General features: G+C 45.5%; 13 protein-coding genes, 8 tRNA genes and 3 rRNA genes. 5 read left to right on the top strand and 19 right to left on the bottom strand.

The genetic code is table 11. The features are described 5' to 3' along the window. Positions 1 to 44 precede the first annotated feature (44 nt). From ON01_RS00775 to ON01_RS00750, 6 genes are all read right to left on the bottom strand, one after another. Positions 45 to 117, bottom strand: a tRNA-Lys gene (locus tag ON01_RS00775). Between the two features lie 53 nt (positions 118 to 170). Next, a tRNA-Gln gene (locus tag ON01_RS00770) sits at positions 171 to 242 on the bottom strand. A gap of 10 nt (positions 243 to 252) precedes the next feature. Next, positions 253 to 337, bottom strand: a tRNA-Tyr gene (locus tag ON01_RS00765). 48 nt (positions 338 to 385) lie between these two features. Then, positions 386 to 461 (bottom strand) — tRNA-Thr (locus ON01_RS00760). Positions 462 to 478: 17 nt separating this feature from the next. Further along, positions 479 to 554 (bottom strand) — tRNA-Val (locus ON01_RS00755). Between the two features lie 2 nt (positions 555 to 556). Beyond that, positions 557 to 631, bottom strand: a tRNA-Glu gene (locus tag ON01_RS00750). A gap of 234 nt (positions 632 to 865) precedes the next feature. Between ON01_RS00750 and ON01_RS00745 the strand changes: the two genes are divergently transcribed. After that, positions 866 to 1,615: a YwaF family protein gene (locus ON01_RS00745; protein ID WP_010529098.1), complete on the top strand. Its 750-nt coding sequence runs from the start codon at positions 866 to 868 to the stop codon at positions 1,613 to 1,615. Here the strand turns inward: ON01_RS00745 and ON01_RS19365 are convergent. Next, positions 1,602 to 1,769, bottom strand: coding sequence for a hypothetical protein (locus tag ON01_RS19365; protein WP_175284914.1), 168 nt, complete (start codon positions 1,767 to 1,769; stop codon positions 1,602 to 1,604). The two genes, ON01_RS00745 and ON01_RS19365, sit on opposite strands and share 14 nt — an antisense overlap. Before the next feature lie 247 nt (positions 1,770 to 2,016). Here ON01_RS19365 and ON01_RS00740 point away from each other — a divergent pair, with 247 nt between their 5' ends. Continuing rightward, positions 2,017 to 4,101 (top strand): catalase, encoded by a 2,085-nt coding sequence (locus ON01_RS00740; protein WP_040912183.1) that lies wholly within the window; start codon positions 2,017 to 2,019, stop codon positions 4,099 to 4,101. 113 nt (positions 4,102 to 4,214) lie between these two features. Here the strand turns inward: ON01_RS00740 and ON01_RS00735 are convergent. The 7 genes from ON01_RS00735 to ON01_RS00710 form a co-directional block, all read right to left on the bottom strand. Next, positions 4,215 to 4,287: transfer RNA gene (locus ON01_RS00735), tRNA-Thr, on the bottom strand. A 7-nt stretch (positions 4,288 to 4,294) separates the two neighbouring features. Next, positions 4,295 to 4,369: transfer RNA gene (locus ON01_RS00730), tRNA-Asn, on the bottom strand. Between the two features lie 30 nt (positions 4,370 to 4,399). Further along, positions 4,400 to 4,515 (bottom strand): 5S ribosomal RNA (gene rrf, locus ON01_RS00725). Positions 4,516 to 4,862: 347 nt separating this feature from the next. Next, positions 4,863 to 7,788, bottom strand: a 23S ribosomal RNA gene (locus tag ON01_RS00720). A 194-nt stretch (positions 7,789 to 7,982) separates the two neighbouring features. Further along, a 16S ribosomal RNA gene (locus ON01_RS00715) occupies positions 7,983 to 9,548 on the bottom strand. Together the 16S, 23S and 5S rRNA genes with 2 tRNA genes alongside form the textbook arrangement of a ribosomal RNA operon. A gap of 24 nt (positions 9,549 to 9,572) precedes the next feature. Beyond that, positions 9,573 to 9,704 carry a hypothetical protein gene (locus tag ON01_RS20015; protein ID WP_280990975.1) on the bottom strand — a complete coding sequence of 44 codons (132 nt, stop codon included), beginning with the start codon at positions 9,702 to 9,704 and terminating at the stop codon, positions 9,573 to 9,575. A 279-nt stretch (positions 9,705 to 9,983) separates the two neighbouring features. Then, positions 9,984 to 10,205, bottom strand: coding sequence for a hypothetical protein (locus ON01_RS00710; protein WP_010529096.1), 222 nt, complete (start codon positions 10,203 to 10,205; stop codon positions 9,984 to 9,986). Positions 10,206 to 10,484: 279 nt separating this feature from the next. Here ON01_RS00710 and pdaB point away from each other — a divergent pair, with 279 nt between their 5' ends. Beyond that, positions 10,485 to 11,243 carry a polysaccharide deacetylase family sporulation protein PdaB gene (gene pdaB, locus ON01_RS00705; protein ID WP_010529095.1) on the top strand — a complete coding sequence of 253 codons (759 nt, stop codon included), beginning with the start codon at positions 10,485 to 10,487 and terminating at the stop codon, positions 11,241 to 11,243. A 78-nt stretch (positions 11,244 to 11,321) separates the two neighbouring features. On the opposite strand, the gene ON01_RS00700 is transcribed toward pdaB, so the two are convergent. Then, positions 11,322 to 11,969, bottom strand: coding sequence for a KinB-signaling pathway activation protein (locus ON01_RS00700; protein WP_010529094.1), 648 nt, complete (start codon positions 11,967 to 11,969; stop codon positions 11,322 to 11,324). Positions 11,970 to 12,101: 132 nt separating this feature from the next. Here ON01_RS00700 and gerD point away from each other — a divergent pair, with 132 nt between their 5' ends. Further along, entirely contained in the window at positions 12,102 to 12,761 is a 660-nt protein-coding gene (gene gerD / locus ON01_RS19360) for a spore germination lipoprotein GerD (RefSeq protein ID WP_010529093.1), read from the top strand. 149 nt (positions 12,762 to 12,910) lie between these two features. Here gerD and ON01_RS00690 read toward each other — a convergent pair whose 3' ends face one another. Beyond that, positions 12,911 to 13,969 carry an Mrp/NBP35 family ATP-binding protein gene (locus ON01_RS00690; RefSeq protein ID WP_010529092.1) on the bottom strand — a complete coding sequence of 353 codons (1,059 nt, stop codon included), beginning with the start codon at positions 13,967 to 13,969 and terminating at the stop codon, positions 12,911 to 12,913. Between the two features lie 126 nt (positions 13,970 to 14,095). Next, positions 14,096 to 14,812 carry an N-acetylmuramoyl-L-alanine amidase CwlD gene (gene cwlD / locus ON01_RS00685; protein ID WP_010529091.1) on the bottom strand — a complete coding sequence of 239 codons (717 nt, stop codon included), beginning with the start codon at positions 14,810 to 14,812 and terminating at the stop codon, positions 14,096 to 14,098. A gap of 228 nt (positions 14,813 to 15,040) precedes the next feature. Between cwlD and ON01_RS00680 the strand changes: the two genes are divergently transcribed. Then, entirely contained in the window at positions 15,041 to 15,460 is a 420-nt protein-coding gene (locus ON01_RS00680; protein ID WP_010529090.1) for a DUF948 domain-containing protein, read from the top strand. A gap of 219 nt (positions 15,461 to 15,679) precedes the next feature. Here the strand turns inward: ON01_RS00680 and ON01_RS00675 are convergent, their stop codons facing one another. Beyond that, positions 15,680 to 16,030, bottom strand: coding sequence for a DUF948 domain-containing protein (locus tag ON01_RS00675; protein ID WP_010529089.1), 351 nt, complete (start codon positions 16,028 to 16,030; stop codon positions 15,680 to 15,682). 54 nt (positions 16,031 to 16,084) lie between these two features. Continuing rightward, positions 16,085 to 16,486, bottom strand: coding sequence for a DUF948 domain-containing protein (locus ON01_RS00670; protein ID WP_010529088.1), 402 nt, complete (start codon positions 16,484 to 16,486; stop codon positions 16,085 to 16,087). Positions 16,487 to 16,523 lie beyond the last annotated feature (37 nt).

Raw genomic sequence — 16,523 nt, 5'->3', positions numbered from 1 at the left:
TAATCTGTGTTATGTAATTAAGCTGATGTTCAAATATAGTCCAATGAGCCATGGAGGATTCGAACCTCCGACCCTCTGATTAAAAGTCAGATGCTCTGCCAGCTGAGCTAATGGCTCGTATAATATTATGGTACTCTTTAGAATAAACAATTTCTTAAAATAAAAAAAGACTGGGCTAGCTGGATTCGAACCAGCGAATCACGGGATCAAAACCCGATGCCTTACCGCTTGGCTATAGCCCAATAAACAATATGGTGGAGGGGGAGAGATTCGAACTCCCGAACCCTGAGGGAGCGGATTTACAGTCCGCCGCGTTTAGCCACTTCGCTACCCCTCCGTAAATATTGTAACTAACATTGCTTAATTTTATACACAAAAAAATAAATGGTGCCGGCCAGAGGAATTGAACCCCCAACCTACTGATTACAAGTCAGTTGCTCTGCCAATTGAGCTAGACCGGCATTTACGTAAAAATGAATGGTGGAGGATGCAGGGGTCGAACCTGCGACCCCCTGCTTGTAAGGCAGGTGCTCTCCCAGCTGAGCTAATCCTCCGGTGGTGACCCGTACGGGATTCGAACCCGTGTTACCGCCGTGAAAGGGCGGTGTCTTAACCACTTGACCAACGGGCCACAAATGGCGCAAAAATAACTTGAAATATGTATTGTCGTAAACCGACGAATTTTATTATATAAAGATTATGGGCTTTTGTAAAGGGGAAAACGAAATTTTTATTTTCAATTTCATCTTTCCGTCTTATAATTAAGTGAAATCTCAATCACCTGGGCAATTGGGGCTCCTCGCCCCCACTTGTTATTAGTTGCACAGATCACTGAATCAAAAAACTTGTATTCGAGGGGAAAACGATGAAAGACATCTTCTTAGAAGTGAGTGGTGAACCATTCATAGCATATGGGACAAGTCATTTAACAGCATTGCTCATCTATTTTTTGGGAGCTGCTGCTCTTCCGTTCCTTTGCAAAAAATTACATAAACACTCCATCTTTTATAATACCATACGCTGGAGTCTCTTCAGTTTGCTGGTTTTGTCCGAAGTGAGTTATCAGACGTATACTGCTTTGAATGGCATCTGGAGTCTTGGTGATCACATGTTTCTGCATCTGTGCGGTGTCGCCGGGATTACCGGCGCTATTGCTTTGATTAATCACAATAAACGGTTAATCCAGATCACATTTTTTATTGGACTTGTTCCGTCGTTTTTGGCGTTGGCAACACCCGAATTGCTTTACGATTTCCCGCATTATCGTTATTTGAAATTCTTTATTCACCATATCACGATTTCCTGGACCAGTATTTTTTTGGTGGCTTCCAATCATGTAACCATTACATTTCAATCATTGTTTAAAACTTATGGGTACTTATTAATCTATGCTGCTGTCATCGGCTTTTTGGTTAACCCGTTCCTGAATTCCAATTATTTGTATCTGTCCCACACACCGACAGCAAGCACTCCCCTGGACTTATTGGGAAGCGGTATCTGGTATTATGTGAATCTATCTATATTGGCATTTATTGTATTCCTGGTGCAATACCTGGTGTACAGGCTGATTACACGAAAAAAGTTCGAAAATAGGGATCGTCTCATGAATACGTAAATGCTGCGATCCAGACAATCACAACTACCGGCAATGACGTATAAAGGGATTGCCACATACTCATATCGTGCCTTTTAATTAAATAAAAGGCCACAAAAACCTCCATAACCGTCACAACAACAGCAATAACGATTAGAACCGGGAAAGCATCCATTATTAATTTCCTCCTGTCTCTTCACGATGAATAACATTTACAGCTGAAGCACTTAAATTATCATAATTCCCTCTAATGGCCCTGCAAGCTGTTTAAACCCCTATATTAGAAGAATGTTTAAAAAAATACAAGACTGCCGCCGTAAAACTGTATATACTACCTCTAAATAAATGAATACATTTTCAAAAAATGAATAGGAATGTAAGTGGAGCTTAGGCAATTATTGATTGAAAAGGATGGTGATACCATGGACGAAAACGAAAACAAGTCTTCAAGAGGACACGGTTATAATAAAGATCACGAAGACAACAAAGAAGAGCAGCTTGAGCAATACTATGAAAAAAATACTGGACCAGGCGAAAAAATGACCGATGATGCCGGATATAAGGTTTCTAATGACCGGTGGAGTTTACGAGCAGGAAGACGCGGTCCATTATTATTTCAGGACTTTCACTTTTACAGGAAGCAGTCACGATTCAGCCGTGAACGAATACCAGAAAAAGTGGTTCATGCCAGAGGATTTGGAGTTTATGGGGAATTTGAAACATATAAATCAATGAGGCATGTCACCAGAGCACACTTTCTGCAAGAGGCCGGTCGCAAAACTCCTGTGTTCACTCGATTTTCCAACTTCATTGGAAATAAGGGATCAAAGGATACAGCAGTCGATATACGCGGATTTGCAACTAAGTTTTATACACAAGATGGAAACTATGATAATTTAGCGCTTCAATTCCCTGTCTTTATTCTTGCAGATGCCATGAAATTTATGGACGTAACACATGCAGCTAAACCGAACCCGAAAACTCATGTACCACAAGCGACTGTTGCGCACGATAATTTTTGGGACTATGTCATCAGCAATCCGGAATCAGCACATATGGTGATGTGGCTGATGTCCATGCGAGGACGTCCAAGAAGCTGGCGTATGATGGCAGGGTGGCCAATCAATACATTCCGGTTCATTAATGAACAAGGTCAATCAACCTTTGTCCGATTTAAATGGGTACCTAAACTTGGTGTTCATTCCTTGCTGCTTGATGAAGCGAATATTATCGGCGGTGTCGATCCGGACTTCCATCGCCGCGATATCATTGAAGCGATCGAATGCGGCGCCTATCCTGAGTATGAATTAGGTGTGCAGTTGATTGATGAAGAAGATGAATACAAGTATGATTTTGACGTTCTGGACGATACAAAACTGTGGCCGGAGGAAGTCATTCCTGTTGAAATTATCGGGAAATTGACGTTGAATCGCCTCGTTGAGAATTTCTTCGCCGAAGAAGAACAGTCATCATTCGATCCTGCTACGCTTGTTCCAGGCATTGACTTCACGAGTGATCCTGTTTTACAAGGAAGGGCTTTTGCTTACAGAGATACAGATTACCACCGGCTTGGTACAGGTAATATTAATGAAATACCCGTTAATAAGCCTATCACAGAAACGAACATTAACAATCGGGACGGCTTTTCAAAATATCGAATAGATGTGGATTCTGTACACTATCATAACAATACTTTAGCCGGCAATACACCTGCAGAAACCCCACCTGAGGAAGGTGGATATGCGCATTATCCTGAAGAGGTCGACGGGCATATAACGAGAGAACGCCCAAGCGAATCGTTCTATGATTACTTTTCACAGGCACGGCTGTTTTGGAACAGCTTGTCAACTGTTGAAAAACAAGACCTTATCGACACATTTAATTATCACCTTGGATATGTTAAGAGCAAATTAACCAGGCAGCAAAATGTGGAATTTTGGGCTAATGTAGACAGGGAGATGGCTTGTATCATTGCCGATAATATTGGTGTTGAACGGCCAAAGGGATCCAATGTTCCTATGTCAAAAAGTTCTCCGGCGATTAGCCAGGCCAATACGCCGCATTATGCTGCAACACAAAAAGTTGGTGTCTTAATTGACAATGGATTTAACGGTGAAGAGGTAAGAAGAACGCTCGACACCCTGCAGCAATATGGTGTGTTTATGGACATTATCAGTGAGAAACTGGGGACAGTTACCGGATCTGATGGTACAACAATTGAAGTAAACGAGACCTTTAAAACAACTTACCCGGTATTGTATGACTCGATTTATGTCGTTGGCGGAAGAGCCGATAATGAAGCTAAATTCAGGCAAGATATTATGGAGTTCATCAATATGACCTATAAACATTATAAACCAATTGGTGTAGCAACGACTGGACAATCTTTCTTCCCAAAGTCTAACCAGAATAATCTGGCCGGTGTCGTTTTTGCCGCTAACAATCCGGATTTTGGAAAAGACTTTGCTTCCGCCATTGCCCAACAACGTTTTTGGTACAGAACGTAGAGAAAATTATTTTCAGAGGAAAAGAGGTCAATCCCCTGCTTCCTTATTCTAATCAAAAGATTGACCGTATAAAAAGGCTTTTGCTCCAAATGAGCAAAAGCCTTTTTAAGAAGAGCTCCCAAGCGGACTCGAACCGCTGACCCCCACCTTACCATGGTGGTGCTCTACCGACTGAGCTACGGAAGCAAAAAAATGGCTCCACAGGTAGGGTTCGAACCTACGACCTATCGGTTAACAGCCGATTGCTCTACCGCTGAGCTACTGTGGAATAATTTAAAATAAAAAAATATAGGAAAATGCCTGGCGGCGTCCTACTCTTGCAGGGGTTAAACCCCAACTACCATCGGCGCTGGAGAGCTTAACTTCTGTGTTCGGCATGGGAACAGGTGTGTCCTCTCCGCTATTGCTGCCAGACCTATGCATGTGTTTTTAGTCTGATTGAGACGCTATATGATTTTTACGGACAAAAATTATTATACGCATTTTTAGTGAAAAATGCAAGGATTTTTTTAATGAAAGCAATATAAAATTGGCTTTGTATTATTCTTTCACAGGACAAGCCACATCCAGCTTCAGCGCCCAGCGACTAGCGCGACTTCCCTCACCTCCGTACGATAAGGCAACATCGATTCGCTTTCGCTCCCAAAGAGTTTTCTTTATCTCCTGCGGTTCAGTTCAGTCCGTACATCGCTAACCGGGCGCTTACGCTTTTGCTTTATACCCTGAAAACTAAATAAGAGCGCCATTCAATGCCAAGTAAGTTAGTTAAGTCCTCGATCGATTAGTATCCGTCAGCTCCACGTGTCACCACGCTTCCACCTCAGACCTATCTACCTCATCGTCTCTGAGGGATCTTACTCACTTGACGTGATGGGAAGTTTCATCTTGAGGGGGGCTTCATGCTTAGATGCTTTCAGCACTTATCCTGACCACACGTAGCTACCCAGCTGTGCTCCTGGCGGAACAACTGGTACACCAGCGGTGTGTCCATCCCGGTCCTCTCGTACTAAGGACAGCTCCTCTCAGACTTCCAATGCCCACGACGGATAGGGACCGAACTGTCTCACGACGTTCTGAACCCAGCTCGCGTACCGCTTTAATGGGCGAACAGCCCAACCCTTGGGACCGACTACAGCCCCAGGATGCGATGAGCCGACATCGAGGTGCCAAACCTCCCCGTCGATGTGAACTCTTGGGGGAGATAAGCCTGTTATCCCCGGGGTAGCTTTTATCCGTTGAGCGATGGCCCTTCCATGCGGAACCACCGGATCACTAAGCCCGACTTTCGTCCCTGCTCGACTTGTGAGTCTCGCAGTCAAGCTCCCTTCTGCCTTTGCACTCTGCGAATGATTTCCAACCATTCTGAGGGAACCTTTGGGCGCCTCCGTTACCTTTTGGGAGGCGACCGCCCCAGTCAAACTGCCCACCTGACACTGTCTCCGGACCGGCTAACGGTCCTGGGTTAGAATGTCCGTACAGCCAGGGTGGTATCCCACGGATGCCTCCACGTAAGCTGGCGCTCACGTTTCCACGGCTCCCACCTATCCTGTACAAGCTGTACCAACATTCAATATCAGGCTACAGTAAAGCTCCACGGGGTCTTTCCGTCCTGTCGCGGGTAATGCGCATCTTCACGCATAGTATAATTTCACCGGGTCTCTCGTTGAGACAGTGCCCAAGTCGTTGCACCTTTCGTGCGGGTCGGAACTTACCCGACAAGGAATTTCGCTACCTTAGGACCGTTATAGTTACGGCCGCCGTTTACTGGGGCTTCGGTTCGCCGCTTCGCGCCCGAAGGCGCTAACGCTTCCCCTTAACCTTCCAGCACCGGGCAGGTGTCAGCCCCTATACTTCGCCTTTCGGCTTCGCAGAGACCTGTGTTTTTGCTAAACAGTCGCTTGGGCCTATTCACTGCGGCTCAGACTCGGTCTGAGCACCCCTTCTCCCGAGGTTACGGGGTCATTTTGCCGAGTTCCTTAACGAGAGTTCTCCCGATCACCTTAGGATTCTCTCCTTGCCTGCCTGTGTCGGTTTGCGGTACGGGCACCTGTGAACTCACTAGAGGCTTTTCTTGGCAGTGTGGAATCAGGAACTTCGGTACTCATTTTCCCTCCCCGTCACAGCTCAGAAATCATCGGACGGATTTGCCTGTCCGACTTCCTCACTGCTTGGGCGCACCTATCCGACAGTGCGCTTTCCTTATCCTGCTGCGTCCCCCCATCGTTCAAACGCTCACGAGGTGGTACAGGAATATCTGCCTGTTGGCCATCGCCTACGCCTTTCGGCCTCGGCTTAGGTCCCGACTAACCCTGAGCGGACGAGCCTTCCTCAGGAAACCTTAGGCTTTCGGTGAAAGAGATTCTCACTCTTTTCTCGCTACTTATACCGGCATTCTCACTTCCAAACGCTCCACCAGTCCTCACGGTCTGACTTCGCTGCATTTGGAACGCTCTCCTACCATTGTTCGTCAGAACAATCCGCAGCTTCGGTGATACGTTTAGCCCCGGTACATTTTCGGCGCAGAGTCACTCGACCAGTGAGCTATTACGCACTCTTTAAATGATGGCTGCTTCTAAGCCAACATACTGGTTGTCTGGGCAACTCCACATCCTTTTCCACTTAACGTATACTTAGGGACCTTAGCTGGCGGTCTGGGCTGTTTCCCTTTCGACTATGAACCTTATCACCCATAGTCTGACTCCCAAGGCTTGCATCTCTGGCATTCGGAGTTTGACTGAATTCGGTAACCCGGTGAGGGCCCCTAGTCCAATCAGTGCTCTACCTCCAGCACGCATACCTTGAGGCTAGCCCTAAAGCTATTTCGGAGAGAACCAGCTATCTCCGTGTTCGATTGGCATTTCACCCCTACCCACACCTCATCCCCGCATTTTTCAGCATACGTGGGTTCGGGCCTCCAGTCAGTGTTACCTGACCTTCACCCTGGACATGGGTAGATCACACGGTTTCGGGTCTGCGACCATATACTCTTAACGCCCTCTTCAGACTCGCTTTCGCTGCGGCTCCGTGTCTGCCACTTAACCTTGCATATGATCGCAACTCGCCGGTCCATTCTACAAAAGGTACGCCGTCACCCATTAACGGGCTCCGACTACTTGTAGGCACACGGTTTCAGGTTCTCTTTCACTCCCCTTCCGGGGTGCTTTTCACCTTTCCCTCACGGTACTGGTTCACTATCGGTCACCAGGGAGTATTTAGCCTTGGGAGATGGTCCTCCCGGATTCCGACGGAATTCCTCGTGTTCCGCCGTACTCAGGATCCACTCCGGAGGAAACCTCTTTTCGACTACAGGGCTCTTACCTTCTGTGGCTGATCATTCCAGATCGATTCGTCTAAGACGTTTCTTGATAACTCCAATGGAGTGTCCTCCAACCCCGGAAAGCTCAGCTTTCCGGTTTGGGCTGCTTCCGTTTCGCTCGCCGCTACTCGGGAAATCGCATTTGCTTTCTTTTCCACCGGGTACTGAGATGTTTCAGTTCCCCGGGTCTGCCGCTTGTGCCCTATTGATTCAGACACAGGCGCTGCCCCATTACGGACAGCGGGTTGCCCCATTCGGAAATCCCCGGATCTCAGTCTACTTACGACTCCCCGGGGCATATCGGTGTTAGTCCCGTCCTTCTTCGGCTCCTGGTGCCAAGGCATTCACCGTGCGCCCTTCTTCACTTAACTAATTCATGCGTCCATCTGATGAACGCATCTCGCTTATCGCATTGAATGTCTTTGCTCTTATTTAGTTTTCAAGGTACAACTGAGAGATTTGCTCCCTCAAAACTGAACCAAACAACCCAGTATGTTCCGTATAATCCAGCTCCGGCGCCTATCAAATTGATAAACAGGCACCTACGCTTTCTCATAATCCTTAGAAAGGAGGTGATCCAGCCGCACCTTCCGATACGGCTACCTTGTTACGACTTCACCCCAATCATTGGCCCCACCTTCGGCGGCTGGCTCCCTAAGGTTACCTCACCGACTTCGGGTGTTGCCAACTCTCGTGGTGTGACGGGCGGTGTGTACAAGGCCCGGGAACGTATTCACCGCGGCATTCTGATCCGCGATTACTAGCGATTCCGGCTTCATACAGGCGAGTTGCAGCCTGCAATCCGAACTGGGAATGGTTTTATGGGATTTGCTTCACCTCACGGCTTCGCTGCCCTTTGTTCCATCCATTGTAGCACGTGTGTAGCCCAGGTCATAAGGGGCATGATGATTTGACGTCATCCCCGCCTTCCTCCGGTTTGTCACCGGCAGTCACCTTAGAGTGCCCAACTGAATGCTGGCAACTAAGATCAAGGGTTGCGCTCGTTACGGGACTTAACCCAACATCTCACGACACGAGCTGACGACAACCATGCACCACCTGTCACTCTGTCCCCGAAGGGAACACGGTATCTCTACCGCCATCAGAGGATGTCAAGACCTGGTAAGGTTCTTCGCGTTGCTTCGAATTAAACCACATGCTCCACCGCTTGTGCGGGCCCCCGTCAATTCTTTTGAGTTTCAGCCTTGCGGCCGTAATCCCCAGGCGGAGTGCTTAATGCGTTAACTTCAGCACAAAGGGGTGGAAACCCCCTAACACCTAGCACTCAACGTTTACGGCATGGACTACCAGGGTATCTAATCCTGTTCGCTACCCATGCTTTCGCACCTCAGCGTCAGTTACAGACCAGAGAGTCGCCTTCGCCACTGGTGTTCCTCCACATCTCTACGCATTTCACCGCTACACGTGGAATTCCACTCTCCTCTTCTGCACTCAAGTCCTCCAGTTTCCAATGACCGCCCGCGGTTGAGCCGCGGGATTTCACATCAGACTTAAAAGACCGCCTGCGTGCGCTTTACGCCCAATAATTCCGGACAACGCTTGCCCCCTACGTATTACCGCGGCTGCTGGCACGTAGTTAGCCGGGGCTTTCTGGTCAGGTACCGTCAAGGCGCTGCCCTCTTCGAGCAGCACGTGTTCTTCCCTGACAACAGAGCTTTACGATCCGAAAACCTTCATCACTCACGCGGCGTTGCACCGTCAGACTTTCGTCCATTGCGGATGATTCCCTACTGCTGCCTCCCGTAGGAGTCTGGGCCGTGTCTCAGTCCCAGTGTGGCCGATCACCCTCTCAGGTCGGCTACGCATCGTCGCCTTGGTAAGCTTTGACCTTACCAACTAACTAATGCGCCGCGGGCCCATCTGTAAGTGACAGCTAAAAGCCGCCTTTCAACACGGCACCATGCGATGCTGTGTATTATCCGGTATTAGCCCCGGTTTCCCGGAGTTATCCCAGTCTTACAGGCAGGTTGCCCACGTGTTACTCACCCGTCCGCCGCTCGTTCCACAGGCGCTCGCCCCGAAGGGCGATTACCTGCTTCCCGCGCTCGACTTGCATGTATTAGGCACGCCGCCAGCGTTCGTCCTGAGCCAAGATCAAACTCTCCAATAAAGTTTGTTAAGAGATTGACACCGATCAATCTCTTTCATGGCTTTGCTTCAAAAATTGATACAGGGTTTCATTGGTCTTCTGCCAAAACCAAGTTCCGGCTTCCGACCTCTTACCTCTGACATCTTTATCATACTGGTTGTTTTGTTCAGTTTTCAAAGATCAATTTCCCTCGTCGTTTTTAGCGACGAATTATAATTTATCATGGTTTCAACAAAATGTCAATAACTTTTAAAGCATTTTTTCAGCATGAATTTGTTGCTGAAAAGTGTTTTGTTTTGCTGACAACAAAAAATAATATAGCACAATTATTTACTTCGTTCAATAGGAAAACAAAAAAATTTCAAATGAAATTATAAAATTAGTCTTCAACTGGCATTATATCCAGGTGAATCAGACATAGGTGACCCGCCACATGCTGGTTTTTACCACCCGGCATTATTGATTTCCGGTGCGCTTAGGCATGTACTTCATACAGTTCTCTTTACTTGCGATTCGACGGTATAAATTAAAAACGGTTTGATACCGATCTTTCATTGAACTTTTGACCATTTGGTCGATGCGGTGATCTTCCATATCCATTAATAGCTCTTCTAACTCCCGTTTTATTAAATATTCCATTTCTCTTTGTTCTTCATTATTAATTAAAAATCCAAGCATAGTACCACCTGACCTTCTAGTTCAGAAATAATAGCTACTTTCATATTATGGAACGGGTATTTTCCAATGTTTATGTATTATCTCGCGTGTAATGGTCAGTAAGCCGCCATATAACGGTGGCTAACTGTCCCTATATGCCGATTCTATTCGAGTAAGTAACACTCAACAGGCTAAAACACCCTTGAATGAAATTTTACTTTACCTCTGTATAATAGCTTGTTCATATTTAACATTTTCATTCATAGAATAGATTAAGGATTGCTTGAGAGGAATGATATTATGGATCATTTTTACGTGATGACGTTTAAAAAATGGAAACGCTATACAATTGTCATATTTTTGGCATTATTTGCTGCTTTGTTTCTTTGGTTTGAACGTGATGGGACATTTTCCGTTTTATCCGGAAGCGAACCCTCAGCCCTGACAAAAGGCAATGCAAATGAATCAGACATTGCATTAACGTTTAATATCAGCTGGGGGGAAGAAAAGGTTCATGATATTTTGGAAAAACTGGAGCAGCACCAGGTACAAGCCACTTTTTTTGTGAGCGGCGAGTGGGCTGAACGCCATCCTGAGATTCTGGAAAAAATAACAGAGCAAGAGCATGAACTTGGCATGCTCGGCTATCGCTATAAAAGTTACCTCGATCAGGAGTTGGACCAGGTACGGGATGACCTACTGGAAGCAAAGGAGGTATTTGGCAAACTGGGCTATGAGGATATGGATCTCTTGCGTCCGCCAAGTGGGCAATTTAACAAGGAAATTATTGAATTGGCTGAGGATCAGGGTTTTACGGTCACGCATTGGAATGTTAATCCAAATGATTGGCAAAACCCGGGCACCCAAAAAATTACGAATGCAGTTATGGAGGAGACAACAAACGGGGACATCATTTTGATGCATGCATCAGACTCTGTTAAACAAACAGCTGAAGCATTGGAGACGATATTGCCCGGACTGAAGAATAAAGGGTTCCAGTACGTCACAATTTCAGAGCTGATCAACCAGGCACATGCCAAATCGAAACTTGCAGAGTAAGGCCCAAAGACCGGAAGCTCCTGAGCTTTTCCAATGCACGCAAAAAGCCCCGATGTTCAGAGCACAATTGGGGCTTTTTTATGCCTTATTGGTGTTTGTTTTGGCGGACGGGCTTGCTTCTGTTTTACTGCCCGATTTATCACTTCCCGTTAAACGGTGCAGCATAAGCAGCTGGTACGTATTACATGCGAGCAGCGGTATAATCATAAGCCATGCATAATCCGTGCCGCTTGTACGTAGTCCCGGCACCCATTCGACTGCCGTAATGACAACCATCAGAAACAGAGCCGGAATAAATGCTCTCCGGTTCGTCTCACGCGCTTTGATTTCCGATATAATCCAGCCGTACCCGAGAATGGCAGCAGCTATCAAAATAAACCAAAATATCGAAGTCTCACCATCCAAAGCATTATATGGAAAGTAAATCAGATCAAATAAAACAAATGCAATCAGCAGCACTTGTACGGTCGGCCAAAACGTCCGAAACAGACTGAGCCCGAACCGGTTTATAAATAAATAAGCAAAAAATCCGGTTTGACTGACCACACTGAATACGAAGCCCAGCCCAAGAAAAAAGAGAACGACGCCGAGTAATTCAAACGCATTGAATGGGTTAAAATTAGTTGTATAATATGCCGGTTTGACAAAAAAACTGGTGAATAAACCTGCCACGCCGCCAATTATTAACGTTTTTAAAAACAATCCTGTCCACTTTCGGCTATTCAAAGACATTTCCTCCTAAAAATATGTTCGCACCCATCGTATATTTTAGCATGAACGCGTCCTTTTTACCTCTATATATACATATTTTTTCGCGTTTTGACACATATTAACCGTGACAGGAAGGAGGATTTGCACATGCTTCGATTCATTTTAATTTCCCTTTTCCTACTTTCCGCTGCATTCATCTCCGGTTGCGCAGGCCAAGGGGCTTCCGGTGAAGAAGCCAATTATGACACAACGAAAAAAATGGTCGTTGACATATTACAAACAGAGGACGGAAAAAAAGCCCTTCAGGAAATTATGACCGACAAACAAATGAAACAGCAGCTAATCATGGATTCTGAAGCTGTTAAAAAATCGGTGAAGGAAGTGCTTTCTTCGGATAAAGCGACTGACATGTGGAAGAAATTATTTGAAGATCCGGCGTTTGTTAAAACATTTGCCCAGTCCATGGCTGACCAACAAAAAAAGCTGATGAAGGATCTGATGAAAGACTCCGAATACCAGCAGCAAATGCTTGATCTGTTGAAGGATCCTCAAATGACCGAACAGATGACCAGTGTTTTGAAAAGCCAGGAATTCAGCAAGCACTTGGAGGACCAAATTCAACAAACACTTGAAACACCGCTGTTCCAGGAAAAAATAAGTCAAATATTGTTAAAAGCGGCTGAAGAACAAGGCAAACAACAAGGACAGGGTTCACAAAAGCAAGGCGGATCCGGCAGTGGTGGTTCTGGCGGTTCCGGCGGAGGAGGCGGCTCCGGTGGGGGCGGTGGATCCGGCGGCGGACCGTAACGCCTCATTAGCATAACCAGTGAACCCGCACAGTTTAATCACTAACCATAAAAAGAGGTGACAAATTGGAGTGAACCTCAACTGTTATTGGGATCAGCACTTCAATGCCACCTCTTTTTAACTCAAAAATATGCATGCCGCTACTTCTATTATTCCTCTACTTTAGCAACGATTTTTGACGCGATTTTATGGTATTCCTTACCTAGCGGATGATCTTCCTGGTAAACGGACGGCGCAAATTCATCCTCTTCTTCATAAGGCTGCTGCAGTGGCAGCTGTCCCATCACTTTTGTTTGCAGGACATCAGCAAGTTTCTGTCCGCCACCTTTACCGAAGACGTACTCTTTTTCACCAGTCTTTTTGCTTTTAAAATAAGCCATATTTTCAATCACACCAAGAATTTCATGCTCCGTTTTAATGGCCATCTGACCAGCACGGGCCGCAACAAATGCAGCTGAAGGGTGTGGTGTCGTCACAATCACCTCTTTGGCCGACGGAATCAATTCATGGACGTCCATGGCAATATCCCCTGTTCCCGGAGGAAGGTCAAGCAGGAGGTAGTCCAAATCGCCCCACTCAACCTCTTTGAAAAAACTGTTCAGCATTTTTCCGAGCATTGGACCCCGCCAGATAATCGGGGAATTATCTTCCACAAAGAAGCCCATAGAGATAACTTGTACACCGAAACGCTCGACCGGAATAATCTTTTCGCCGCGAACTTGCGGTCTGTTCTCAATCCCCATCATATCCGGTACACTGAACCCATAAATGTCCGCATCAATGATACCGACTTTTTTGCCCAGCCGCATCAATGATACTGCCAGGTTGACGGTTACTGTTGATTTTCCGACGCCGCCTTTGCCGCTTGAAACAGCAATGAAGCTAGGCTGCTTGCTGACACCCAGCAGTGATTTTTCCTCTTCCGCTTCAGCAGCTGGCTGGTATCTCTGAATGACTTCATCAGGCAATTGTTCAAAACGGAGCCCGACGGTTGATGCACCATTTTTCTTTAAAATTCCGACAATCTCCTGCTGCATATTCATTTGTTCTGCAGTATTTGTTTTCGCAATGCCAATTTTTACACTGACATGATTTTTCTCTTCTTTAATATTAATCCCTTTAATCCCATCAGTTTCTTCCAATGTTTTATGTAAAAACGGATCTTGAACGGGGTTCAGGAGTTCTGTTATTTCCTCTTTTGACAACACGGTTGGTCACCATCCTTTTCCTAGCATATATATACAACGAAGTTTGCAGTAATTTGCATACAACGCTAGTATAACACAAATCACTTAATTTCTAAGTAATATGAATCATTGATTTCAGGGATAGCGTTATTCCTCTTCAGGCTCCTCGGTACTATATCGGAGTATTCCTTCATAAATGCTTCCGGCCATTTTCCGCTGATATGAATCCTGTTTCAGGTGGTCGCGTTCATGTTCATTTGATAAAAAACCCATTTCAACAAGGGCACCAGGCACTTCAGCATGCTTCAGCAAATAAACATTATTGAGCGCCAGCGGCTTGCGTGTTGTATTCTCCAGATTACGGATAATCTCAGTCTGAATCATCTCGGCCAGGTGTTTGCTTTTTTCTTCTTTAGGATGGTAAAAGGTCTGTGCCCCATGCCATTTTTCAGATGACAATGCATTTAAATGAAGCGTAATAAAAAAATCCGCCTCTTTTTCATGAATGAATTCCAGCCGCTCACGGATATCTTCCGCTTTTCGCCGTGACAATCCATTGGTGTCCTCTGAGGCAAGGTCCTTATCTTCTTCTCTGGTGAGATATACAAGAGCACCGGATTGCTGCAGAAAATCACGTGCTTTTTTGGCAACCTCCAGTACAATATCCTTCTCCACCGTCTCATCTTTACCAACCGCTCCCCCGTCAACACCGCCATGCCCAGGGTCAATAACAATCGTCTTACCTGACAGCGGCAGGGACCATGTTTGCCATGTCGAGTCCACCTGTTGAATCGGAAATTGAATAAGCAGCGCCAGAACAATAAACCCCGCTCCCCACATGAATACCTTTTTAAACCGTTCCATACCCTTCGCCCCTTATCACTATGCTTTTCCTATTGTATGGGACGAGTTTATCGTTTATGATAAGATAAAGTGAAACTTCAATCAGCAGGATTGTTTTAAGCCGCTGATTATTAGTGGGCATTTACTGGCAGTCAGCTGCCGTATTTTGGCAGGTTACTGCCAGTTATATGTGGGGTAAAAGAAGGAATAAAGGGCAAACGACGTCAATAAATCGGAAGGAGAATTATTATGGATTGGGTTGGACTAGGCGTTATCATCATTGGTCTCGCAATGCTCGGGCTTGTTTTCGTGCTGATCAAACCGCTCAAAAATTTGGCCGAAGTGCTTGCAGGTGTTCAAAAAACAACGAACAAGCTCCCGGGCCAGGTAGCTGATATCATTACAAATTTAAAAACCACCTTAAGCTCAGCGAACGACACGATAAAACAGCTGAATGAACAGCTTGGCAAGCTTGTCCCGATTTTCCAGGTCATCGGAAACATTGGCAAATCCCTGCAACATCTGTTCAGTATTATGACAAAAATTAACGACGAAATGCAGCGCAAAACGGAGAACACAATGATGGAACGCTACCATCTTGAAGGAATTTATGGCGTAATGGCTTTAGGTTACGGTATTTACCAACGAAAAACGCAAGCAAATAAGTAGCTAAAACACAACTAAACGTTCAACACTCAAGACGAAGACGAATAGTTACCAGAAAATTTTGGTGTAATGTTGGGGTGGATATTAACCACCGCTTCGGATGGTTGACGCGGATATCCATTTACAATAAAAAGAAAATCCGAACTGATTCTAAATCTATTTGAGGAATTTTGAATCATCGTTCGGATTTTTCTTTGCCTTTAATAATTTTGTCTCAGCCTCTTATTTTTCATTCGTTTCTGATTTGCTGTCTGTTTTTTGACGCTTATTCATGCTGAACCTGGCCAGCGGGGTGGTTAATTTTCTGGACATTTCACCGACATCATTAACCATGTAAAACAAAGGGCTTAACGTATGCAGCTTATCATTCACTTCTGAAATCGTCACATTTGTATGGTTTAGCATTTGGCCTGTTTCCCTGAAAATATCATCCAGCTGCTGCGGCATCTGTTCAACTGTTTTTTCAATTCCACGAAGTACATTGGCCAGATTATTCAATGTCCAAGCCGCATATACAGCGATTACCAGAAAAGCTATTCCTATCAGTACGACACCAATTCCGGTCAAACTCATAAATATCCCTCATTTCTTGATTTTCGATTTGTTGGCAGTTGCAGTGAGACATGTTCACTTCACTTTTTTATACAGCTTGTATACGACATCAGCCCATTTAATTGACTCAGTTACCCTGTTTCGATTCTTAGAGGTTGTATATGACGACGCATTCTTTGCTTGCTTATTTACAAATCGGCTTCCTTCATTAATGGAAATACCCATATTTTCAAGCCCCGCAAATAAATCGTCCACCGCATTGATCTTACCACGGAGGTCATCTACTGTTTTGCCAGTCTCTTCCACCGTTTTACGCAATTCCGGTGTAATGTCATGCAATTTTTGTTCTACCTCGTTTAACGTTTCACTGAGACTTTCCATGGTGTCTGCTGCACGCTTCAATGCGAGAGAAGCATAGGTGACTACAAGCGCAAACGCCAAAGCAATGATTAATAAACCTATGTAGACTAAGTCCATAAGATATGCCCCTCCTTTACTGTGGAAATTCCGGCAA

It is taken from the genome of Lentibacillus jeotgali (assembly GCF_000224785.1).
GTDB lineage: Bacteria > Bacillota > Bacilli > Bacillales > Amphibacillaceae > Lentibacillus > Lentibacillus jeotgali.
This window is presented reverse-complemented; position numbering and strand designations above follow the sequence as displayed.

Coding starts and splice junctions, on each gene's coding strand:
- ON01_RS00745 (WP_010529098.1), top strand. CDS start 866: ATGAAAGACATCTTCTTAGAAGTGAGTGGTGAACCATTCATAGCATAT.
- ON01_RS19365 (WP_175284914.1), bottom strand. CDS start 1,769: ATGGATGCTTTCCCGGTTCTAATCGTTATTGCTGTTGTTGTGACGGTT.
- ON01_RS00740 (WP_040912183.1), top strand. CDS start 2,017: ATGGACGAAAACGAAAACAAGTCTTCAAGAGGACACGGTTATAATAAA.
- ON01_RS00710 (WP_010529096.1), bottom strand. CDS start 10,205: ATGCTTGGATTTTTAATTAATAATGAAGAACAAAGAGAAATGGAATAT.
- pdaB (WP_010529095.1), top strand. CDS start 10,485: ATGGATCATTTTTACGTGATGACGTTTAAAAAATGGAAACGCTATACA.
- gerD (WP_010529093.1), top strand. CDS start 12,102: ATGCTTCGATTCATTTTAATTTCCCTTTTCCTACTTTCCGCTGCATTC.
- cwlD (WP_010529091.1), bottom strand. CDS start 14,812: ATGGAACGGTTTAAAAAGGTATTCATGTGGGGAGCGGGGTTTATTGTT.
- ON01_RS00680 (WP_010529090.1), top strand. CDS start 15,041: ATGGATTGGGTTGGACTAGGCGTTATCATCATTGGTCTCGCAATGCTC.
- ON01_RS00675 (WP_010529089.1), bottom strand. CDS start 16,030: ATGAGTTTGACCGGAATTGGTGTCGTACTGATAGGAATAGCTTTTCTG.
- ON01_RS00670 (WP_010529088.1), bottom strand. CDS start 16,486: ATGGACTTAGTCTACATAGGTTTATTAATCATTGCTTTGGCGTTTGCG.